The sequence below is a fragment of the Amycolatopsis nivea genome, assembly GCF_004522235.1.
GTDB classification, from domain to species: Bacteria; Actinomycetota; Actinomycetes; order Mycobacteriales; family Pseudonocardiaceae; genus Amycolatopsis; species Amycolatopsis nivea.
Map to the genome: position 1 here is coordinate 35,462 of NZ_SDLT01000020.1, position 21,497 is coordinate 56,958.

A 21,497-nucleotide genomic window follows, 5' to 3' on the forward strand; every position below is an offset into this window, starting at 1 on the left:
CGTGACCACCCAGACCACTCCCCTGTTCGTCCACGAGGAAGTCGCCTCGGCGTTGCGTGACGGTCACCCCGTCGTCGCGCTCGAGAGCACGATCCTTTCGCACGGCCTCCCGTACGGACGGAACCTCGACGTCGGCCGCCGTATCGAGCAAACCGTACGAGACGGCGGCGCCGTTCCGGCCACCATCGCCGTACTGGACGGACGGCCGGTCATCGGCCTGTCCCCCGCCGAACTGGAGCGCGTCTGCGCCCCCGACGCCGGCCTGGACAAGCTGTCCCTGCGCGACCTCGGCCCCGCAGTCGGCCTCGGCCGCTCCGGCGCCACGACCGTCGCCGGCACCTCGGCGCTCGCCGCGGCAGCCGGGATCGGCGTCTTCGCCACCGGCGGCCTCGGCGGCGTGCACCTGGGCGCGGCACAGAGCTGGGACGTCTCGGCCGACCTCGGCGTCCTCGCCAAGGTGCCGACCGTGGTCGTGTGCTCCGGCGTGAAGTCCGTCCTGGACATCCCCGCGACCCTGGAAGTTTTGGAAACGAACTCGGTGCCCGTCCTCGGCTACCGCACCGACGACTTCCCCGCGTTCTACCTCCGCTCGTCCGGCCACCCCGTCGGCTGGCGCGTGGACGACCCGAAACAGGCCGCCGCGGTCATCTCCGCGCACCGCCGGTACGCGAATTCGGGCGTATTGTTGACAAACCCGATCCCGGAAGAGTCCGAAATGGACCGTGCGCTGCACGACCGCCTGCTGCGCGAGGGCCTGGCAAAACTGGCCGACGGCGACGTACACGGCGCGGACGTGACCCCCGTGCTGCTCGAACACTTCCACACCGCCAGCGAAGGCGTCAGCATCGACGCGAACGAGGCTTTGGTGCTGTCCAACGCCAAACTCGCGACCGAGGTGGCGGTGGCCCTGTCGTGACCGGAATCGTAGTAGTCGGCGACGCGGGCCTAGACGTCGTCGCGCGACACGACCAGCCCCTCCCCCACGGCGGCGACGCCCGAGCAGCAATCCGCTTCACCGGCGGCGGTGCCGGAGCGAACACCGCCCTGTGGCTGCGCTCCCTGGGCGCAGAAACCACCCTGATCGCCCGAATCGGCAACGACTCGGGCGGCCGCCTGATCCGAGCCGAGCTGGAAGCCGCAGGAGTCCGCTGCGCCTTCGCGACCGATCCGGAAGCCCCGACGTGCTGCGTAGTAGTCCTAGTAGACGGCGAAGGCCAACGCAGCATGCTCGCCGACCGAGGCGCGAACAAACGCTTCGCCCCCGAAGACGTCACGCCCGAGGCCCTGGCCGGCTCCACCCACCTGCACCTGTCCGGCTATGTCCTGCTGGACCCGTCTTCCCGCCCCGCAGGCCTAGCCGCACTGGCCGCCGCGAAGAAAGCCGGGCTGACCACCTCCGTGGACCCCCAAGCAGCCGCCCACATCCACGACCCGTCAGCCTTCCTGGACGACGTACGCGGCACCGACCTGCTCATGCCGAACACCGAAGAACTAGTCGCCCTGACCGGCTCCGCAGACCCCTCCTCGGCCACCGAACTGCTGAACACCGTAGGCGCAGTAGTAGTAACCGCAGGCCTGGACGGCGCAAGCTGGATCGACGCAACCGGCGTCTCCTCAGTCCCAGCAGTAGAAACAACCTGCGTGGACTCCACCGGCGCAGGCGACGCCTTCGACGCAGGCGTCCTCACCACCTGGCTAGCCGGAAAGTCCACAGTGGACGTACTACGCACAGGCACCCAACTAGGCGCACTGGCAGTAAGCCGAATCGGCCCGCAACCCTAAAACAAAGGCCCGCGAGGGGACCCCTGACAGCCCCAGATTCCGTCAGGGCCCCCTCACGGCCCCACCCTCGCCGCCCGGGATGCGCCCCAATGTGGCATTGGGTGCGTCAAACGCACCGAACGCCACATTGGGTGCGTCACATGCGCCCAATGCCACATTGGGGCGCTAGCCCCACCTGAGAACCGGCAGCCGACGCACCCAAACCAGCGAGGCACCCACACCACCCCCGCACCCCGATACGAAGCTCATCTGCGGTCTGAGGGTGCTTGTCAAGGCATCTTTCCCGCCTTGACAAGCACCCTCAGACCGTCAGCACAATCAAGCTTCGGGGTGCCCCACGCAACCCTCAAAAGCAATGTCGCCGCCAGGCGACGAGCCGATCACCCGTCAATCACCCGATGCTTCCGCCCCTCAATCTGCCGAGCATCCCGCGCATACCGATTGACCTTCTCCGACTTCTTAGGCGGCCGGTCATTAGCGATCAGCACAGCGATCCAAGGCAACGGCACGGAAATCACCAAAAACAAAATAGCCAGCCACCACGTGTGATAAGTCAGCCCGGCCAAAATAAGACAGGGAATCCGGCACACCATCATGATGACGTACTTCCGCTTCCGCGCCGCCAGCTGATCGTCCAGCGACGGCTCGGCCTCGGTGATCAACACAGGTTCGGGGCGGGGATCGGCTCCGTGGGGTGCGTTCACAGCACCACCTCCGTGTTCCATCGTCTCACTCACCGGCCTTCCGCGACACCCGGGCGGGCAAACCGGGACAACGCGGCGACGACCAGCGTCTCGACCCCGGTCCGCAGTGTCGGGTGCAGCACCGGGGCGAACTTGGACGAGTGATTCGAGGGCACGTCGGTCTCGAACCGCCCCTCGGTCATCGCCGTGATCACCTGCTGCGCGTCGAACCCTCCGACCAGCCAGAACACCGACGGCACCCCGGCCGCCCGGCCGAATTCGCTGAAGTCCTCACTGCCGGTGACCAGCGGCGCGGGCATCGTCGCCTCCGCACCGAAGTGCCCGCGAAACACCTCAGTCAACTCGTCCGACGCGGCAGTGTCGTTCGCCGTGACCGGATAGGACGCGACGACCTCCACCGTCGGCGGCTGAGGGGCCCCCGCGGCCGCGGCTTCACCGTTCACGATCCGCTCGATCGCCTTGCGCAGCCGCACCAACACGGCGTCGTCGAAGGCACGGGTATTGACCTCGAGCACGGCATGGTCAGCAATCACGTTCGCTGCGGTCCCGACATGCATCGAGCCGACAGTCACCACGGCAGGCTCAGTCGCCGCGATCTCGCGCGACACGATCGTCTGCAGCTTGAGCACCACGGACGCCGCCAGCACCGCCGGATCGACTGTGGTTTCCGGCCGCGACCCGTGCCCGCCGCGACCGTGCAGGGTGATCCGCAAGGTGTCGGTCGCCGCCATGATCACGCCCGGCCGGGTCAGCACCCACCCGGCCGGACCAGGCACGATGTGCTGCCCGAAGACCACGTCGGGACGGCCGACCCGGTCGAAGAGACCGTCGCGGACCATTCCGGCAGCCCCGTCCCCGGCCTCTTCCCCAGGCTGGAACAGCGCGAGCAGCGTGCCGGACCACTCGTCCCGCGAAGCCGCGAGAAGATGCGCGGCACCGGAGAGCCACGTCGCGTGCATGTCGTGCCCGCAGGCGTGCATCAGCGGCACTTCGCGACCCTCGGAGTCGACGCCGCGCGCAGTGCTCGCGTACGAGAGCCCCGTCTGCTCCTCGACCGGCAACGCGTCGATGTCCGCACGAAGCAGCACAGTCGGTCCTTCGCCGTTGCGCAGGACGCCGACTACACCGGTGCGACCGATGCCGGTGTGCACCTCGAAGCCGTCTTCAGTCAGCCGTCGGGCCAGCTCGGCTGCCGTGCGGGTTTCGGTGAACGCCAGCTCGGGATGACGGTGCAGATCGACGTACAGCGCTTCAAGCTCCGGCAGTGCCGCTTCAAGCGGAGCCAGGACACGCTCGGTGGTCTCGGTGGTCACGATGCTCATCGTGGCAGGCTTACCCACCGTGAGCACGAACACGCCTCTTCCTGACCTTTCCGACGACGTCTGCGCGCGGCTGCGCGAAGCGTTCCGACGCACCGGCTACGACGCTGACGGCGTCGTCGACGCGCTCGGCGGCGCAGCGCACACGGCGCTCGGCCGCGGCGAGCCCGAACCAGCCCGCCGCGCGAGCCTCGACGCCGGCGACCTCGGCGTCTTCATCCGGCTGTTCCTGCTCGGGCTCGCCGAGCCGGAGAAGGCCGTCTCGTCGGCGTTCGCCCCGCTCAGCGCGGACGAGGCGGTGGCCGCGGGCATCCTGCGGACGGCCGGGGACGAGTTCCGCGCCGCGCTCGACATCCGCCCGCACGGCGACGAGGACGGTTCGTGGTGGGTCGTCTCCGACCTCGACGCCGACATGCTCGGCCACGTCGTGCCCGAGGACCACGTGCTCGGCGTCGGGCACGCGTCGCTGAGCCTGATCCGCGCGACCAGCCGCCGCCCCGTCGGCACCCTGCTCGACCTGGGCACCGGCAACGGCGTCCAAGCGCTGCACGCGACCCGGCACGCGCAGCGAGTCACCGCGACCGACGTGTCGGCCCGCGCGCTCGCGCTGGCCGCGGGCACGTTCCGGCTGAACGAGCTTGACGTCGAACTGCTGCGCGGCGAATGGTTCGCGCCCGTCGCGCGCCGCCGCTTCGACCAGATCGTGTGCAATCCGCCATTCGTGGTCGGTCCGCCGCGCGTCGACTACACGTACCGCGACTCCGGCTTGGCCGGCGACGACGCGAGCGCGCTGGTCGTCCGTCAGCTGCCGAGCTTCCTCAACGACGGCGGCACGGGTCAGCTCCTCGCGTCGTGGCTGCACCGTCGCGGCGAAGACTGGGGCGACCGCGTCGCGCGCTGGCTGCCGCCTGAGACCGACGCCTGGTTCGTACAGCGCGACGTCGCCGACCCCGGGCTGTACGTCGGCACCTGGCTTCGCGACGAAGGCATCGACCCACGCTCACCCGAAGGCCGCGCGAAAGCCGCCGCGTGGCTCGACTGGTTCACCGAAAACGACGTACAGGGCATCGGATTCGGCTTTGTGACGCTGCGGCGCGCGAACGGTCAGACGCCGACTGTTGTCTGCGAAGATCTGCGACAGGCTTACGACGACCCGCTGGGCCCCGAAGCAGCGAACTGGCTCGACCGCGTCGAGTGGCTGCGTACGCACGGCGACAATGTGTTGGACGTAGCGTTTCGGGTACCCGAGACAGTGCTGCTCGAACGCGTCGACTCTCCCGGAGATGAGGGCTGGGAAACAACCGTGCGGCGGTTGCATCGCACCGACGGACCCGGTTGGCAGCACGAGGTCGACGAACTCACCACGCGCCTTCTCGCGGGTTGCCGCGGCGCGTTGCCGCTGTCGGATCTGCTGGACCTGCTGTCCGCCGCGCAGGGCCTCGATTCGGCCGAACTGACCGCCGCCGCTTTGCCGATCGTCCGCGAACTTGTGCGGCACGGCATGCTCGTGCCGGGTTCGCCGCGGTGAGGGCGGTGGCGGCGCGGGTCACCCGCGCGAGCGTGACCGTCGCGGGGGAGATTGCCGGAGAGATCAAGGAACCCGGACTGCTCGTGCTGCTGGGCGTGCACCGGGACGACGATCCCGGGAAAGCCGAAACGATGGCCCGCAAACTGCACGAGCTCCGGTTGCTGCGCGACGAGGAATCGTGCGCGACGACCGGCGCGCCGCTGCTCGTGGTGTCGCAGTTCACGCTCTACGGCGACACCCGCAAGGGCCGCCGCCCGTCGTGGACCGCCGCCGCCCGGCCGGAAATCGCCGAACCCCTGGTGGACGCCGTGGTCGCGGAACTGCGCGGCCGCGGCGCGACCGTCTCGACCGGACGGTTCGGCGCGGAGATGGCGGTGGAAAGCGTGAACGACGGCCCGTTCACCGTTCTCGTTGAGGTCTAGACCACATTGGAGAAGGCCGCGTAACATCGAAGGCACGGAGCGCGATTCGAGCGCATTCCCCGGAGCGCAGCGGTTCTCAGCAAAACCTCAGTTTTGGTGGAGCAACCGCGAGGCGGGTACGCCCGTCCTCATTTCAGCGAGCCGGGAACGTTTCACCTACCCGGAGCGTTGAGACCAGTGTCCAGCCAAGCCGGCTGGGCCCGCGGACACGGGATTCCACAGGCCCCGTCCCGCAGGCGCCGGCGAGACACGTTCAGCCCGTGACCGGGGAGGCAGAATGTCAGTCCAGACTCTCGAACGCGAAGCGCGCGGGATTCGCGAGCGCGGGATTCCAGCACAGCAGACCGAGGAGCGGGTGAGCGTGGGGGCGCTCACCGACGCCGACCTCGACGCCCAGAGCCCCGCCGCCGACCTGGTGCGCGTGTACCTGAACGGCATCGGCAAGACCGCGCTGCTCACCGCGGCCGACGAGGTCGAGCTGGCGAAGCGGATCGAAGCCGGGGTCTTCGCCCAGCACATGCTCGACACCGCCGAGGGCCTCACGCCGCAGCGCCGCAAGGAACTGCGCGCGCTGGTCCGCGACGGCCACGTCGCGAAGAACCACCTGCTGGAGGCCAACCTCCGGCTCGTGGTGTCGCTCGCGAAGCGCTACACCGGACGGGGCATGCCGCTGCTCGACCTGATCCAGGAGGGGAACCTGGGCCTGATCCGCGCGGTGGAGAAGTTCGACTACTCCAAGGGGTTCAAGTTCTCCACGTACGCCACGTGGTGGATCCGCCAGGCCATCACCCGAGGCATGGCGGACCAGGGCCGCACCATCCGGCTGCCGGTCCACCTGGTCGAACAGGTGAACAAGCTGGCCCGGATCCGCCGCGACCTGCACCAGCAGCTGGGCCGCGACGCGACGCACGAGGAACTGAGCGCCGAATCGGGCATTCCGGTGCACAAGATCTCGGACCTGCTCGACCAGTCGCGCGACCCGGTGAGCCTCGACATGCCGGTGGGCACCGAGGAAGACGCCCCGCTGGGCGACTTCATCGAAGACTCGGAGGCGACCGACGCCGAGAGCGCCGTGATCTCCGGCCTGCTGCAAGACGACCTCCGTCGGGTTTTGGCCACGCTGGACGACCGCGAACAGCACGTCATCCGCCTGCGCTACGGCCTCGACGACGGCCAGCCGCGCACGCTCGACCAGATCGGCAAGCACTTCGGCCTGTCGCGCGAACGCGTGCGGCAGATCGAACGCGAGGTCATGGCGAAGCTGCGCCAGGGCGAGCGCGCCGACCGGCTGCGGGCGTACGCCAGCTGAGTTTTCTTCCCTCTCCGGACCCGGGGTTTCGGGCTCGGGTTCCGGGTTCCGGGGAGGGCGGAGAAGCCGGTCAGCGAGCATTCGGGCTGGCGCGGCGGACTGACCGGGCGCGGGGTCCGGTGAGCCCGGCCGCGGCAAGCACGCGGACAGGCACGGTCAGGGTTTTCCGTGGGGACCGGGTGGGGCCCGGTCAGGCGGGACGGGGACTCTTCGACCACAGATTGTTTCGATGGGCAGCGGTTCGTGCCGCTGGTTGCGCAAGACCCTCGGTTCGGCTTTCGGACCGGGGGTTTTGTCGTGCCCAGCCCCGATTTCCCCCGCCTGCCGCCCTGACCGCTGCCCCGCCGAGGGCAACGTCGAATTGCCGACAAATCGCCTCATCAACACCACCAGCCCCACCAGCCACTTGAGCCTCACCAGCCACTTAAGCCCCTTCTGAGCGCACCCTCCACCTTCCGTGCCCCGTTTCCTCCCCTTGACCCGATTCGTCCTGACACCCACCGCAACCCCGTCACCACTCCGCGCACCCGTTCGTGGAATTCGCGTCTCGTTCGCGTTTGGCGGTTCTGGGCAGTGGGTAGCAAGCGTTCGCGACCCCCGCTGTGCGGCGTCCGGTCAACGCGCCGGCGGGGGTCCCGTTGGTCACGCGGGGCGGGTGTGTGCGCATCCGGTCCGCTTTCCCCGGGAGGTCGGGTCCGTCGGGGTGGGCCCGGCCTCCCGACCATGCCTGCCCGAAACCCGCGGGAAGCACCGCTGGCGTGCGCTATCCCACAGCGTCCCCGCGCCCGTGCGACCGGGCGGAACCCGCTGAGTACCGTGAGCCAATCCCGATCAGGGCAAAGGAGCCTCGCTGTGCCGCCCACCACGTTCCAGCACACCGAAGTCCTGCCGCTCGGCAAGGACACCACCACCGAATACCGGCTGGTCACCGCCGACGGCGTCGAGACCGTCGAAGCCGCCGGGCGGAAGTTTCTGAAGGTCGATCCGGAAGCGCTGACGACGCTCGCGCGCACGGCGATCACCGACATCCAGCACCTGTTGCGTACGTCACACTTGCAGCAGCTGCGCGCGATCGTCGACGACCCCGAAGCCAGCGGCAACGACCGGTTCGTCGCGATGGACCTGCTCCGCAACGCGGCCATCTCGGCAGGCGGCGTGCTGCCGATGTGCCAGGACACCGGCACCGCGATCGTCATCGGCAAGCGCACCGAGGGCGTGCTGTCCGGCGGCGACGACGAGCGCGCGCTGTCTCAGGGCATTTTCGACGCCTACCAGCAGCTGAACCTGCGCTACTCGCAGATGGCCCCGATTAACTTCTGGGAAGAGCGCAACACCGGCACGAACCTCCCGGCGCAGATCGAGCTGTACCACAAGGACACCGACGCGACGGACCCGTCGTACGAGTTCCTGTTCATGGCCAAGGGCGGCGGCAGCGCCAACAAAACGTTCCTGTACCAGGAAACGAAGGCGGTTCTGAACCCGAAGCGGCTCGCCCGGTTCCTGGACGAGAAGCTGCGCAGCCTGGGCACCGCCGCGTGCCCGCCGTACCACCTGGCGATCGTCGTCGGCGGCATGTCGGCCGAGTTCAACCTCAAGGTCGCGAAGCTGGCTTCCGCGCGCTACCTGGACAACCTTCCCGCCGAGGGTTCCGAGCTGGGCCACGCGTTCCGCGACCGCGACCTCGAGCAGCAGGTGCTGGAGATGACGCGCCAGTTCGGCATCGGCGCCCAGTTCGGCGGGAAGTACTTCTGCCACGACGTCCGCGTGATCCGCCTGCCCCGGCACGGCGCGAGCTGCCCGGTCGGCGTCGCGGTGTCCTGCTCGGCCGACCGCCAGGCGAAGGCGAAGATCACGAGCGAGGGCGTGTTCATCGAACAGCTCGAGCGCGATCCGGCCCGCTTCCTGCCGGACGTCACCGAGGAAGACCTGTCCGACGAGGTCGTGTCGGTCGATCTGAACCAGCCGATGGACCAGATCCGCGCCCAGCTGGCGCAACTGCCGGTGAAGACGCGCCTGTCGCTGACCGGCCCGCTGGTCGTGGCGCGCGACATCGCCCACGCGAAGATCGCCGAGCGCCTCGACGCCGGCGAGGAGATGCCGCAGTACCTCCGCGACCACCCGGTCTACTACGCGGGCCCGGCGAAGACCCCCGACGGCTACGCGTCCGGCTCGTTCGGCCCGACGACCGCGGGCCGGATGGACTCGTACGTCGCCCAGTTCCAGGCCGCGGGCGGTTCGCTCGTGATGCTGGCGAAGGGCAACCGCTCGAAGCAGGTCACCGCGGCCTGCAAGGAACACGGCGGCTTCTACCTCGGCTCGATCGGCGGCCCGGCCGCGCGGCTGGCGAAGGACTGCATCAAGAAGGTCGACGTGCTCGAGTACGCCGAACTCGGCATGGAAGCGGTCTGGAAAATCGAGGTCGAAGAGTTCCCCGCGTTCATCGTCATCGACGACAAGGGCAACGACTTCTTCTCCGAAACCAGCGAACCGGTCCTGCAGATCAGCTTCCGCTGATTCCGGCCGACGCCGAGGTCATCCGGGAAACATCCCGCCCAACCGGGCGAGAGTTTTCTCGATGGCCTCGGCGTTGCGCTTGGGAAACCCGAGCAACCGAATAGCCAGCGGCGACCGAGCAGTAGACCAGTCGAAGGTCTCGGTGACCTCGGTGCGCCCGTCCTCGGTCGGCTCGAGCAGCCAACGCCACCGATGCCCGGAGAAGTGCCGCCAAGCAATCAGCCGATTCTCCTCGAACTCGACCACGGTGTTCTGAATCCGGTACGGCGCCCCCATCCGCATCTCCATGCCGAACCGCGCCCCCAACGACAACCGCGCCGGCGCCGACCCCTGACTGGCCCGCACCGTGCCCGACCCGTCAATGAGCGGATGCTGCGCCGGATCGACGAGCAACGCGAAAATCCGTTCCGGCGCCGCAGCAACAACAGCACTGCGCGAAACCTGGCGAGTACCCATTCACGCAGCCTAAGGCCGCACCCCTCCCCCTGCCATCGACGCACACAAACAAGTCCACTGTGGACTTCCGAAGGAAGTCCACCCCCTCCCGCACCCGATGCACCCCAACGATCAAGGCAGCCACACCCCCCCAACCCCGATACACAGCCAAAAACACGGCGCGGAGGTGCTTGTCAAGGCATCTTTCCCGCCTTGACAAGCACCTCCGCGCCGTAGTCACAATCAGGCTGAGGGGTGGTGGCCAACCTCAAGGCGCAATGTCGCCGCCAGGCGACGAGCCGAACGACCCCCCGACGAAGCCGTCCGACCCCTCACCCCACGACCTCACCGAGGCGGAGACTGCTTCAACACCACAGTCCTCTCCCCCAACGGCGCCCCCAACGGCACCGAAATCACCGGATGCCGCAAATCCATCGTGCACATCTGCCCGGTCTGCGCCTTGGTCTCGCTCAAATCCACCACCACCCGCTGCGCAGACTGCTCCACAGCGGACCCAAGCGCATGCCCGCACCCGCCTTCCTCAGCCCGCACCACGAGCACCTTCCCCCCGCTGTCCGAATAAACCTCCTTGGGAAACGTCTTAGGCAACGCAGCCCCGTCCACCTGTTTGTCCGGAACCCGCACCGCCCCCGCGGGCGGGTTGAACTGGGGCTTGCCCGGCGACGACGGCGGCGCCGAAGCACTGCCGCTCGGCGGCGCAGTCTCGGTCCCGGACGCTGGTGCGTTCGCCATGCTCGTCGGACTGCCGCACGCGGCTGCCATCGTGAGCACCAGTGCCGCGCCCGCCAGTCGTGTCGTTCCGATCAGCTTCGTCGAGTACCTCATGATCCCTGGACGGACCGACCGCCCCGCCGGGTTGCACCCGATCTTCACGGACCGGGCTTCAATACCAATTCCCGCCCGCCCAGCGGCGCGGCGAGCCGTACCGGCAACGAAATCTCCCGGATGTGCATCGGACACATCTGCCCGTGCGGCGCCTTGGTGAGCGTCACCAGCACGACAACCTGAGTCGCCGTCTGCTCCCCCGCCTTCGCGCTGAGCTTGTCGCATCCGCCTTCCTCGGCGTGGATCACCACGACCGAGCCGCCCTCAGCGAGCGTGACATCGTGCGGATAGCCAGCCGGAAGGGCCGAGGCGTTGATCTGCCCGGCAGCAGGCGCAGTGTCCCCCGGCGGCACGCCCTGCGTCGGACGGCTCTTCGGCGGCGCTGAAGCCGGCGGCGGGGAGACCGACGGCGAAGAAGACGGCGGCGAGGAAACCGACGTCGAACTAGCTGGCGGTCCCGAGGAAACCGGCGCAGCCACGGTTCCGTTGCCCCCGCACGCCGCGACCGTCAGCAGCAGCGCGCTCGCTCCCACGATTTTCCCTGTAGTCCGCATGCAACGCGGACGGAATCGCGCCCCGGAAGGTTGCATCCGGGCGGGAAACTATTTCACCGGGCCGCAGCCTTCCCCCGCACCAGCCCCAGCAGCACCACCCCGGCCAGTGTCACCACCAGCAACAGCGCCGTGCTCGCGGACGCGAGAAACACCTGTCCCCGGTCAGTGAGGGAGAAAATGGTCGCCGGGAGCGTCCGCCAGTCGGGCGGGTACAGCATCATCGTCGCGCCCAATTCGCCCATCGACATCGCCAGCGCCAAACCGGCCGAAGCCGACATCGCGGGCAGCAGCACTGGCAACCGCACGCGCACCAGCACTCGCAACGGACGCGCGCCGAGACTCGCCGCGGCCTGCGCGAGCAGCGGATCAACACGTTGCAGCGCGGCCGAAACCGTGCTGTACGCGAAGGGCAGCAGGATCATCAAGTGTCCGGCGAGGACGATCCAGCGCGTGCCGTTGAACGCCACCGGCGGACGGCTGAACGCCACCAGCAACGCGAGCCCCAGCACCACCGACGGCACCGCGATCGGGAGGTGGAACAGCGAATCCGCGATCCGGCGCAGCCGCGGCGGCGCGTGGTCGACGGCCAGCGCGGCCCAGGTGCCGAGCACCACCGAGACCAGTGACGTGATCACCCCGGTCTGCACGCTCACCGACAAGCTCGCGAACGTCTCGCCGGACAGCGCGTCGGCGTAATGCGCTCCGGTGAGTCCGCTGGGCAGCACGCCCGTCCAACTTCCGGCGAACGACGCCAGCACGATCATCACCAGCGGCGCGGCCACCACCCCGAGGAAAACCACGCCGAACACCAGCCACACCAGCAACCGGCTACGCCGCGTCCACAGCAGCACGACGGCCTCCTCCCCTGACGACTCGCCGGTAAACCGTGTAGAGCACCAGCGACAGCACCACGTTCACCACCGCGACCACGGATGCGGCCGGGAAGTCGAACGTGACGATTCCCTTGCCGTACACCAGCATCGGCAACGTCGAGACGCCCTTGGCGCCGAGGAACAGCACTATGCCGAACTCGTTCATCGTCAACAGCAGCACCAGACACGCACCGGACGCGAGCGACGGCAACGCTTCCGGCAGCACCACGCGCCACAGCACCCGGCCCGGCCGCGCGCCGAGGCTCGCCGCGACATCCAGTTGAGCCGACGGAACCTGGTTGAACGCCGCAAGAGCGGGCCGCATCACGAACGGCGTGTAGAAGGTGATCTCGGCGAGCAGGACGCCCCACGGCGAGTACAGAAACCCGGCGGTGCCGAAGACTCCCGCGCCGCCGTAAAGGAAGGTGAAGGCCAGCGCGATCAGGAACGACGGGAACGCCAGCACCGTGTCCACGAGGCGGGCGAGCAGCGTCGCCCCGGGAAACGGGACGAACGCGACAACCAGCGCGAGAAATCCGCCGAGCAGCACGCAACCGACGGTGGAACCCAAGGCCAGCAACACTGTCTGCCACACCGCGCGGCCGAATTCCGGCGACGACAGCACTTGCGCCCACACCGAAAGCCCGAAACTGCCGTCCTGCGCGGTGAACGACTGCAGGATCACCAGCACCAGCGGATAGCCGAAGAACCCGGCGACCACGATCGCGGGCGGGAGCAGCCAGCCGATCCGGTACCGGCGGGGCCGCGTGCTGCGGCGGGCCGGGGCGACCGCGGCGGTGCCGAGGGCGAGGCCGGTCATCCGCCCACCCCCACCAACGGGCAACCGTCCGGAATGGACACTCCGACCCGGTCGCCGACCGCGGGCAGCACCGGACTGTCCGGCACCTCGGCGCGAATGTCGCACACCTCGTCGGTAAGCCGCAGGTCGAGCCGGTATCCGGAACCGCGCCACTGCACGCCGCGCACCAGCGCCGGGAAGGTGCCCGGTCCGAGTTCGCCGACCGAAATCCGGTGCGGACGCACGCCGAGCGCCACCGGCCGCTCCGGTTGAAGCGTGCCGGACGGTTCGGCGGACAGCTCGCGCCCGGCCAGCCGGACCGTCGCGACAGTCCCGTCCGCACGCACCAGTTCGACCGGGATCAGGTTCGCCGCGCCGAGGAAGCTCGCGGTGAACTCGGTGGCCGGACGGCGGTAAAGCTGTTCGCACGGACCGAGTTCGACCAGCCGGGAGTCGCGCAGCACCGCGATCCGGTCGGCGAGCGCGAGCGCTTCGCTTTGGTCGTGAGTGACGTAGATCAGCGTCGTGTCCGGCAATTCGGCCCGCAGCCGCAGCAGTTCCGCGACCATGTCCTCACGCAGCGCGGCGTCCAATGCGGACAGTGGCTCGTCGAGCAACAGCACGTTGGGCCGGATCGCGAGCGCCCGCGCCAGCGCGACCCGCTGCTGCTGCCCGCCGGACAGCTCACGGGGATACCGGCGCGCGTACTCGCTCATCCCGACCAGTTCCAGCACCTCGCCGACGCGCTTCACCACGTCCCCCCGGCGCATCTTCCGCGCCTTCAGTCCAAACGCGACATTGTCGGCGACCCGCTGGTGCGGGAACAGCGCGTAGCTCTGCACCACCACGCCGAGACCGCGCCGATGCGGCGGCAGATCGGTGACGTCCTGGCCGTCGAGCAGCACCCGTCCGGCGCTCGGCCGAAGGAACCCGGCGAGCGCCTTGAGCGCGGTCGACTTGCCGGAACCGGACGGCCCCAGCAGCGCGAGGGTTTCGCCGCGCGCTACCGAGAGATCCAGCGGGGCAAGCGCTTGCGTCGCTCCGAAGTGGACGGATACGCCGCGGAACTCTACTGCCGGAGTCACAGTCCGGTGGCCTTCCGGTACGCGGTGAGGTCGGCGTCGAGACGGCCGAGGACGGAGTTCCAGTCCGGGGTCCAAATGTCCACTCCGGACATCGCGGCGGTGATCTTCTCCGCCTTCGGGCCCTGCGGCTTGACGTCGGAGCGGGCCGGGATGCCGTACGCGTCGCTGGCCTTCACCTGGGTTTCCGGCGAGAACAGGAAGTCGAGCAGCTTGCGCGCGTTGTCCGCGTGCGGAGCGTTGTTGACCAGACCGGCGAAGTACGGCAGCGCGAAGGTGGACCGCTTGCCCTGCGCATCGGCCGGGAAGAACACCGAGAACCCGCCGCTCTTGTCGATCTCGGCGAGGTTCATCTGCAGGTCTCCGTTGGCGACCAGGATCTCGCCCTTCGCGACCTTCGGCTGCAGCTTGCCGGTGGACGACGACGGCCCGACATTGTTCGCCTGCAGCCGACCGAGGTAGTCGAGCGCGCCCTGCTCGCCGAACACGTGCTGGGCCTGCAGCAGCACCGCGGTGCCGTCGCCCGCTTCGCCCGGCGTCGAGTACTGGAGCTTGCCCTTGTACTTCGGGTCGAGAAGGTCGTTCCAGGTCTTCGGGGCGGGGTTTGCCTGCTGCGGATTGTAGATGAAGCTCAGGTAGTTGTTCATCATCGCGTAGTAGCGGCCCTGCGGGTCCTTCTGCGCGGCCGGAACCTGGTCGACGCCCTTCGGCGCGGACGCCGCGAGCAGGCCTTCCTTCGCCGCCTGCTGGACGAACGGCGGGAGCGTCACGAGGACGTCGGCCTGGGTGTTGGCCTTTTCCTTGCCCACACGCGAAACGACCTCGGCGGAACCGGCGGTGACGGCCTGGACGGTGATCCCGGTCTGCTGCTTGAACTCGGCGAACCGGGCGTTGTACCAGTCCTCGAGCCCGTCCGCGGTGTACACGGTGACGGTCTGGTCGCCGGACGCGCCGCCCGCCGTGCCGCCGCACGCGGACAGCAGGCCGGCGAGGGCCGCGACGAGAGCGACGACGGTCGCTTTCCGGATTCTCATGGCTGGGTGGCTCCTTCGAGTACGGCGGGGAGGGCGGAGACGGAGTCGAGAACGTGGGTCGCGCCTGCTGCTTCCAGGTCGGCGCGGTTGCTGGCGCCGGTGAGCACTCCGGCGGCGATTCCGGCGGCGGCGGCGAGACCGGTGCGGACATCGGTGGGGGTGTCGCCGACCACCGCGATGTTGCGGACGTCGGTGACCTACAGTTTCAGCGCGACGGCGAGGATCAGGTCGGGATACGGCCGGCCGCGCACGCCGTCGCCGGGAGCGAGCGCGAGGTCGGCGAGGTCGTGCCAGCCGAGCGCGTCCAGCAGCGCGCGCTGCGTCGTGGGCGCGAATCCGGTGGTCAACGCGACCCGGATGCCGTTCTCCCGCAGGCCGCGGATGGTTTCCTCGGCACCGGGGATCGGCTTGCACTCCCCGGCCGCGACCAGCCGTCCGTACGAGCCCTCGAATTCGGCGTTCGCGCGCTGGGCGAGGTCTTCGTCGCCGAGCAGCGCGCGGAACACGGTGATCTTCGACTGACCCATGGTTTCCCGAACGTAGTCGAGCATTCCGGCGTACTGTTCGTCCTCTTCGGACACTCCGGCGGCGGCGATCGCCGCGGTGAAGGCGCGTTCGACCAGTCCGTCGTCCGCGACGGTGGTTCCGGCCATGTCGAGCACGACGAGTTCGGTGGTCACCAGCCCAGCTCCTTTGCGGTGTCTTCGGCGATTGCGGGCGAGCAGGTCATTCCCCGGCCGCCAGGACCGGTGACGAGGAAAGCGTTGCCGGACAACCGTTCCCGGTGCACCACCGCGGCCGAGTCGGTTGCCTGGGCGTAGACGCCTGCCCAACGGCGGCGGATTCGCGGCAGCGGACGGCCGAGCAGGGCACCCGCCACTTCGGCGAGGTGTTCGTACGGGTCTTCGGTGACGTCGAAGGAGAACGGCTGCGCGTACTCGTGCGTGTCGCCGATGGTGAGCGAGCCGTCGCGGCGCTGCACCATGAGCAGCTGCATCGCGTTCTGCGCGGCGATTTCGCCCTGTGGCTGGCCTTCGTTCATCACGTCGAGCGCGGCGCCGCGGTAGGCCGGGTAGTACCGGAAGCTGTCGCCGTCCGCGACGCTGGTGGGCAACGGCTCGTCGAGAGGTTCGGTCTGCGCCATCTGCAACCGGACCCGCCGCACCGGGATCTCGCCCGCGATCTCGCGGACCAGCCCGCCGAGCCACGCGCCGGTGCAGAACACCACGACGTCGCCTTCGTGGCGCTCACCGTGATCGTCCACGACGCCGTTTTCGGTCAGGTTCCGCACCTCGCGGCCCGGCAGCCACTCGTAACGCCCGCTCGCTTTGAGCGCTTCACGGAGCGCAGGCTGCGCGGTCCGCGGTTCGACCGCCGCGTCGCGCTCGCACCACAGCGCGCCGGTGAAGTTGCCGCGCAAAGCCGGGTTCAGCGCCCGGGTTTCCTTCGCGTCGAGGAGCTTGAAGCCGCGCTCCGCCGCCTCCGGCCCGGCGACGACCTCCTGCGCGACAGCCAGCTCAGCGTCGGTCCGGACGACCGTCAGTGAGCCGTTGGGCCGGAAACCCAGCGCGGGCACGCGTTCGCCGATCCGCTCCCACAGTTCCCGGGCGCGCACCGCCGTCTCCAGCTCCGGACCGGCAGCCCGCCCGCCGACCCAGACCAGCCCGAAGTTGCGGACCGACGCTCCGCGCGCCTCCGGCTCGCGTTCGAGCTGAAGGACTTCGTGGCCGCGTTCCACGGCCTGCCAGGCGTGCTGGGTGCCGAGCACGCCGCCGCCAACGATGAGGATTCGCACGGCCGCAACAGTCGCCGCCCGCGCTCAACGGAGCCTGTCGGCACGGGGAACGCCAGGTGAAGCAGCCTCGAATATTGGACCAGATGAGTTACCGTTCCGTTATCTTCAGAGCCGGCCGACTGCGACGAACACGCAGACCGCCAGGATCACGACATTCGCCGCGACGTTGCGGTACTCCTTCGGGCGGTGTTCCGTGACCGCCAGCCGCGCGTGCCCCGCCATCGCCCCGATCATCACCACGGCCAGGCCGACCGCCGCCCACCCGGTGAGCACCGGGGCGATCCCGGTCAGCCGGGGCAGGATCAGACCGGCCGCCGCGAGGAGTTCGCAGATCGCGGTGAAGCGCACGACCGGCATCGGATAGGCCGCCACCCCGGTTTGCCCCGTTTCGAGCAGCCGCTCGCGCGACATCGCCGACTTCAGCACGCCGGACAAAGCGAAGAGCAAGGCGAGAGCCGCCTGCGCGGTCCACAATGCGATGTCCATGGTTGTCCCTCCGTTCGATGCAGAGGGAACGAACCGGCGGAACGGACTGTGACAGCTACTCGACGCGGCTCAGTCGCGTGACGAAACTCAGCCGGTCCCCGCGGTAAAGCGACCGGACCCGCTCGAACGGCTCGCCGTCCGGGCCCCACGACACGCGGTGCATCAGCAGCATCGGCAGCGCCGGGTTCGTGCCGATGAGCAGCGCCTCGCGGGGCGTCGCGAGGACGGTCTCCACGCGTTCCTCGGCCCCGTCGAAGACGACACCCAGTTCGTCGCGCAGATACGCATACAGCGACTGCTCCGGGTCGAAATCCTCCGGCAGCGTGGGGAACCTGTCGGCGCGGAGGAAGGTCGATTCGAGGCCGACGCGTTCGTCGTCGGCGAGCAGGACGCGTTCCAGGTGGATCACCTCGGCGGCCGGTTCGATCCGCAGGTCGGCGGCCAGTCCGGTGCCCGCGGCGCGGCGTTCGAGCGTGATCACCGTGCGCCCCGGCCGGATTCCTTGGCGGCGCAGGCCTTCGGTGTAGCTGACAAGCGCGAGCGGCTGGACCAGCTTCGGCGCGGCGACGTACGTGCCGCTCCCCTGCCGTCGCGACAGCCGGCCTTCGAGGACCAGCTCGCCGACCGCCTGCCGGACCGTCGCACGGGATACCTCGAACCGTTCGCACAGTTCGCGTTCCGTGGGCAGCGCGCTCCCCTCGCCCAGTTCAGCGATGACGGCCAGCAGTTCGACCTTCACCGCGTAGTAGCGCGGCACGCGGCCGTGATCCGGGATGCCGTCGCGGACCGGTCCGTCGGCGGACAGGCGGGACAGCGGCGAAGACGTGGGCACGAGACCCGAGCCTATGCCAGTCGCGCGGCGCGTGGTTCGCTGTCTCGCGAACTGACCCCACGGGAGGACCCCGCAATGCCTTTGGCCCGCCGGTTAGGCCTCGCCGACGCCGTATTCATCGGACTCGGTTCGATGATCGGCGCGGGCGTTTTCGCCGCGTTCGCCCCGGCCGCGCGCGCCGCGGGTGCGGGATTGCTGCCCGCGCTCGCCGTGGCCGCGCTGGTCGCCTACTGCAACGCGACTTCTTCCGCCCGGCTTGCCGCGCTGTACCCGGAATCCGGTGGCACGTATGTGTACGGACGCGCTCGCCTGGGTGAATTTTGGGGATACTTAGCGGGTTGGGGCTTCGTCGCTGGGAAAACGGCGAGCTGCGCGGCCATGACCTTGACCGTCGTCGCTTACGCCGCGCCCGGGCTCGGCCAGCCTTGGCGGAGCATTCTCGCGGTGGGCGTGATCGGATTGGTCACTGGCGTGAACTATCTCGGCGTGCACCGGTCCGCTTTGGCTACCCGGGTGATCGTTTGCATCACTCTCCTCGTGCTTACCTTGGTCGCGGTTTTCGGATTTTCCGGCCCGCACGTTTCGCCGTGGACTCCGTTTCACGGCGGCGGCGTGCTCGAGGCCGCCGGATTGCTGTTCTTCGCATTCGCCGGTTACGCCCGGCTAGCCACGCTGGGCGAGGAAGTCCGTGATCCAGCCCGCACGATTCCGCGGGCCATTCCGCTCGCTTTGGGACTGACGCTCGTGGTGTACGCCGTGGTAGCGGTGGTGCTGCTGGTGACGTTGGGGCCAGCCGGGATCGGCGCGAGTCCCGATCCGCTCGCTTCCGCCGTGCCGTCGCTGTCGCCGGTAGTTCGAGTCGGTGCCGTGGTGGCCGCGTTGGGATCGTTGCTGGCGCTGGTGCTGGGCGTTTCGCGGACGACGCTCGCGATGGCGCGGGACGGGCATCTGCCTCGGTTCTTGGCCGCGGTGCATCCTCGGTTTTCGGTGCCGCATCGGGCTGAACTGGCGGTGGGCGTGGTGGTGGCGGTATTGGCGACGACGACGGATTTGCGTGGTGCGATTGGGTTTTCGTCGTTCGCGGTGCTGGCTTATTACGCCGTGGCGAACGCTTCGGCGTTGACGCTGCGCCGGGACGAGGGAGCAGCGCCGAAGGTGGTCGCGGCCGGTGGGCTGGCGGGGTGCGCGGTGCTGGCGTTCAGTTTGCCGGTCGCCTCGGTGATCAGCGGGTGTTTGGTGCTGGGGCTCGGAGTGGTGGCGTACTTGGTGCGCCGCCGAGGGGTTGCGCGCTGAGTTTTGGCTTTCTCGCACGGGATTCCGGCTCGTGCGCAGCAGGCGGTGCGCGAAAGTCCCCCTCGCGCCGTCTCCGGCGGGTTACTCCGATTCTCCTACATCCCCAGGTCAAGGCTGCTTTTTCGCGTCGTCTGCGGCGGCGAAATCTGCCGGATCCGGTGAAGAATCCGAAAGATCCGAAGAAAGTTGGTTGTCCACTTACCGCCGCTCTGGTGTAGTCGATTCGTCACGCACGACACCTCCCCGCCCCCGGGAGCGGAAGCTCCACTGTGGACACCGGAAGGACAATCCCCTTGGCCGACAAGCGAAACTTCAGCATGCTCACGCGAGTACTGGCAGGCGCGGCAGCACTCGCGGCCGCCGCCGGACTGGCGACACCCGCCGTCGCGTCGACGCCGCCGTCGCCGGGTGCGGAGCCTCAGGTCGTCGGCGGGACCCGCGCCGACCAAGGGGAATTCCCGTGGATGGTCCGGCTTTCGATGGGCTGCGGCGGCGCGCTGTACACCGACCAGATCGTGCTGACCGCCGCGCACTGCGTCGACCGCACCGGAGCGGACTCGTCGATCACCGCGACGCTCGGCGTGGTCGATCTGCAGAGCTCGAGCGCGAAAAAGGTGCGCTCGACCTACGTCTACCGCTCCCCGACGTACGACTCCACCGGCGGCGACTGGGCGCTGATCAAGCTGGCGAGCCCGGTGAGCGGAATCCCGACGCTGCCGATCGCGAAGAACGCCGACAACAACTCCGGCACCTTCACCATCGTCGGCTGGGGCGCGGCCCAGGAAGGCGGCGCGCAGCAGCGCTACCTGCTGAAGGCCGAGGTCCCCTTCGTGGACGACTCGACGTGCCAGTCCCAGGGCGGCGACTACGCCGACCTGAAGCCGGACGCGGAACTGTGCGCGGGCAAGCTGGACACCGGCGGAGTCGACACCTGCCAGGGCGACTCCGGCGGCCCGATGTTCCGCCGCGACGGAGCGGGCGAATGGATCCAGGTGGGCATCGTCAGCTGGGGCGACGGCTGCGCCAGGGCCCACGCACCCGGCGTGTACACCGAGGTGAGCACGTTCGCCTCCGACATCGCCGCGGCGGCCGGGAAGATCTGACCCCTGCAGTGACGAGCCGGGTACGGGACTCCGCTGGGGTTCCGCACCCGGCTTGCGCGGCGTTGTGCCTGGCACGTCGCAGGATCTGGCCCCTGCGCTGACGAGCCGGGCACCGGACTCCGCCGGGGTTCCGCACCCGGCTTGCGCGGCGTCGCACCGGGCACGTCGCAGAAGCGGAGAGGCCTGGACTGCTGCTGGAAAGCGCGGCTCGCGAACCTCCGTCTGAGACAAAGCCTGCGATGCCACGCTGGCAGCTCGCCCGGAGTCGCGTGTTCCGCTCCGCCGTGCCGGAATCAACCCCGCAACCAGAACCCGCGATGCCTAGCCCGCAGGAAGCCCCGCTCCCCGTTCCTCCAGCACTCCCCGCAGTTCGGCGAGCACCGCGACGACCTCCGCGACCCGGTCCTCCCCCACCACCGAGCCGATCAGCAGCTCGAGCTGGTCCTGGAACGTCTTCTCCATCGCCTCGGCCAGTTCCCGTCCGGCGGGGGTCAGCTCGAGCAGCGACGACCGGCGGTCCTCCGGGTTCGGCACCCGGCGCACCCATCCGCGTGCTTCGAGCCGGTCGACGCTCTTGCTGGTCGCCCCGATCCCGACGGCGAAGTTCACCGCGAGGTCCGCGACCCGCGACCGCGGATGCCGTCCCAGGTACTGCAGGAATTCGAACTGCGACGCGCCGATGCCGTGCTCGGCCTTGAGACCGTCCGTCAGCGCGTTGTAGATCCGGGTCTCGCAGCGCACGAGATGGTCGAAGAACTGCTCGTTTGCCGAAGTACCTGCCATGGCAT

General features: G+C 69.0%; 21 protein-coding genes and 1 pseudogene. 8 read left to right on the forward strand and 14 right to left on the reverse strand.

Going from position 1 to position 21,497, the window contains the following annotated elements; translation table 11 throughout:
• Position 1: 1 nt before the first annotated feature.
• Positions 2-916, forward strand: coding sequence for a pseudouridine-5'-phosphate glycosidase (locus EIZ44_RS23055; protein ID WP_037819193.1), 915 nt, complete (start codon positions 2-4; stop codon positions 914-916).
• Entirely contained in the window at positions 913-1,782 is an 870-nt protein-coding gene (locus tag EIZ44_RS23060; RefSeq protein WP_037819195.1) for a carbohydrate kinase family protein, read from the forward strand. Before EIZ44_RS23055 ends, EIZ44_RS23060 begins: the two co-directional genes overlap by 4 nt.
• Before the next feature lie 380 nt (positions 1,783-2,162).
• Here the strand turns inward: EIZ44_RS23060 and EIZ44_RS23065 are convergent, their stop codons facing one another.
• Together EIZ44_RS23065 and EIZ44_RS23070 are read right to left on the reverse strand one after the other, a co-directional pair.
• Positions 2,163-2,507, reverse strand: a complete 345-nt coding sequence (locus tag EIZ44_RS23065) for a DUF3099 domain-containing protein (protein ID WP_051728718.1) — start codon at positions 2,505-2,507, stop codon at positions 2,163-2,165.
• An 8-nt stretch (positions 2,508-2,515) separates the two neighbouring features.
• The gene (locus EIZ44_RS23070) at positions 2,516-3,808 is read right to left on the reverse strand and encodes an amidohydrolase (protein WP_037810035.1); all 1,293 of its coding nucleotides are present in this window, start codon (positions 3,806-3,808) and stop codon (positions 2,516-2,518) included.
• Between EIZ44_RS23070 and EIZ44_RS23075 the strand changes: the two genes are divergently transcribed.
• The 4 genes from EIZ44_RS23075 (at position 3,801) to EIZ44_RS23090 (ending at position 9,578) form a co-directional block, all read left to right on the forward strand.
• On the forward strand, positions 3,801-5,333 hold the full coding sequence (locus EIZ44_RS23075; protein ID WP_134731247.1) for a DUF7782 domain-containing protein: 1,533 nt from the start codon (positions 3,801-3,803) through the stop codon (positions 5,331-5,333). The two genes, EIZ44_RS23070 and EIZ44_RS23075, sit on opposite strands and share 8 nt — an antisense overlap.
• Positions 5,330-5,755 (forward strand): D-aminoacyl-tRNA deacylase, encoded by a 426-nt coding sequence (gene dtd / locus EIZ44_RS23080; protein WP_037810034.1) that lies wholly within the window; start codon positions 5,330-5,332, stop codon positions 5,753-5,755. Before EIZ44_RS23075 ends, dtd begins: the two co-directional genes overlap by 4 nt.
• 277 nt (positions 5,756-6,032) lie before the next feature.
• Positions 6,033-7,064 (forward strand): sigma-70 family RNA polymerase sigma factor, encoded by a 1,032-nt coding sequence (locus tag EIZ44_RS23085; protein ID WP_037810032.1) that lies wholly within the window; start codon positions 6,033-6,035, stop codon positions 7,062-7,064.
• An 852-nt stretch (positions 7,065-7,916) separates the two neighbouring features.
• Positions 7,917-9,578 (forward strand): fumarate hydratase, encoded by a 1,662-nt coding sequence (locus EIZ44_RS23090; protein ID WP_037810030.1) that lies wholly within the window; start codon positions 7,917-7,919, stop codon positions 9,576-9,578.
• Between the two features lie 18 nt (positions 9,579-9,596).
• On the opposite strand, the gene EIZ44_RS23095 is transcribed toward EIZ44_RS23090, so the two are convergent.
• From EIZ44_RS23095 to EIZ44_RS23145, 11 genes and pseudogenes are all read right to left on the reverse strand, one after another.
• Entirely contained in the window at positions 9,597-10,034 is a 438-nt protein-coding gene (locus EIZ44_RS23095; RefSeq protein WP_037810029.1) for an SRPBCC family protein, read from the reverse strand.
• Positions 10,035-10,358: 324 nt separating this feature from the next.
• Positions 10,359-10,859, reverse strand: a complete 501-nt coding sequence (locus EIZ44_RS23100) for a hypothetical protein (protein WP_235146630.1) — start codon at positions 10,857-10,859, stop codon at positions 10,359-10,361.
• A 44-nt stretch (positions 10,860-10,903) separates the two neighbouring features.
• Positions 10,904-11,392, reverse strand: a complete 489-nt coding sequence (locus EIZ44_RS23105) for a hypothetical protein (RefSeq protein ID WP_107050943.1) — start codon at positions 11,390-11,392, stop codon at positions 10,904-10,906.
• Positions 11,393-11,466: 74 nt separating this feature from the next.
• Positions 11,467-12,264, reverse strand: coding sequence for an ABC transporter permease (locus tag EIZ44_RS23110; RefSeq protein WP_134731153.1), 798 nt, complete (start codon positions 12,262-12,264; stop codon positions 11,467-11,469).
• A complete protein-coding gene (locus EIZ44_RS23115) occupies positions 12,242-13,105 on the reverse strand; it encodes a 2-aminoethylphosphonate ABC transporter permease subunit (protein ID WP_037810025.1) in 864 nt (287 codons plus the stop codon). Before EIZ44_RS23115 ends, EIZ44_RS23110 begins: the two co-directional genes overlap by 23 nt.
• Positions 13,102-14,169, reverse strand: a complete 1,068-nt coding sequence (locus EIZ44_RS23120; RefSeq protein WP_037810023.1) for an ABC transporter ATP-binding protein — start codon at positions 14,167-14,169, stop codon at positions 13,102-13,104. Before EIZ44_RS23120 ends, EIZ44_RS23115 begins: the two co-directional genes overlap by 4 nt.
• A complete protein-coding gene (locus EIZ44_RS23125) occupies positions 14,166-15,200 on the reverse strand; it encodes a 2-aminoethylphosphonate ABC transporter substrate-binding protein (protein WP_134731155.1) in 1,035 nt (344 codons plus the stop codon). The genes EIZ44_RS23120 and EIZ44_RS23125 overlap by 4 nt, the downstream gene beginning before the upstream one ends.
• Positions 15,197-15,883: pseudogene (locus EIZ44_RS23130) on the reverse strand (phosphonatase-like hydrolase). The gene EIZ44_RS23125 and the pseudogene EIZ44_RS23130 overlap by 4 nt, the downstream one beginning before the upstream one ends.
• Positions 15,877-16,995, reverse strand: a complete 1,119-nt coding sequence (locus tag EIZ44_RS23135) for a TIGR03364 family FAD-dependent oxidoreductase (protein ID WP_134731157.1) — start codon at positions 16,993-16,995, stop codon at positions 15,877-15,879. Before EIZ44_RS23135 ends, EIZ44_RS23130 begins: the two are co-directional and overlap by 7 nt.
• 105 nt (positions 16,996-17,100) lie before the next feature.
• A complete protein-coding gene (locus tag EIZ44_RS23140; protein ID WP_037810020.1) occupies positions 17,101-17,481 on the reverse strand; it encodes a DoxX family protein in 381 nt (126 codons plus the stop codon).
• A gap of 55 nt (positions 17,482-17,536) precedes the next feature.
• The gene (locus tag EIZ44_RS23145; protein WP_043829271.1) at positions 17,537-18,313 is read right to left on the reverse strand and encodes a GntR family transcriptional regulator; all 777 of its coding nucleotides are present in this window, start codon (positions 18,311-18,313) and stop codon (positions 17,537-17,539) included.
• A gap of 75 nt (positions 18,314-18,388) precedes the next feature.
• Here EIZ44_RS23145 and EIZ44_RS23150 point away from each other — a divergent pair, with 75 nt between their 5' ends.
• Together EIZ44_RS23150 and EIZ44_RS23155 are read left to right on the forward strand one after the other, a co-directional pair.
• Positions 18,389-19,606 carry an APC family permease gene (locus tag EIZ44_RS23150; RefSeq protein WP_051728710.1) on the forward strand — a complete coding sequence of 406 codons (1,218 nt, stop codon included), beginning with the start codon at positions 18,389-18,391 and terminating at the stop codon, positions 19,604-19,606.
• A gap of 293 nt (positions 19,607-19,899) precedes the next feature.
• Positions 19,900-20,709: a S1 family peptidase gene (locus tag EIZ44_RS23155; RefSeq protein ID WP_240691384.1), complete on the forward strand. Its 810-nt coding sequence runs from the start codon at positions 19,900-19,902 to the stop codon at positions 20,707-20,709.
• A 321-nt stretch (positions 20,710-21,030) separates the two neighbouring features.
• On the opposite strand, the gene EIZ44_RS23160 is transcribed toward EIZ44_RS23155, so the two are convergent.
• Positions 21,031-21,492, reverse strand: a complete 462-nt coding sequence (locus EIZ44_RS23160; RefSeq protein ID WP_037810014.1) for a MarR family winged helix-turn-helix transcriptional regulator — start codon at positions 21,490-21,492, stop codon at positions 21,031-21,033.
• Positions 21,493-21,497 lie beyond the last annotated feature (5 nt).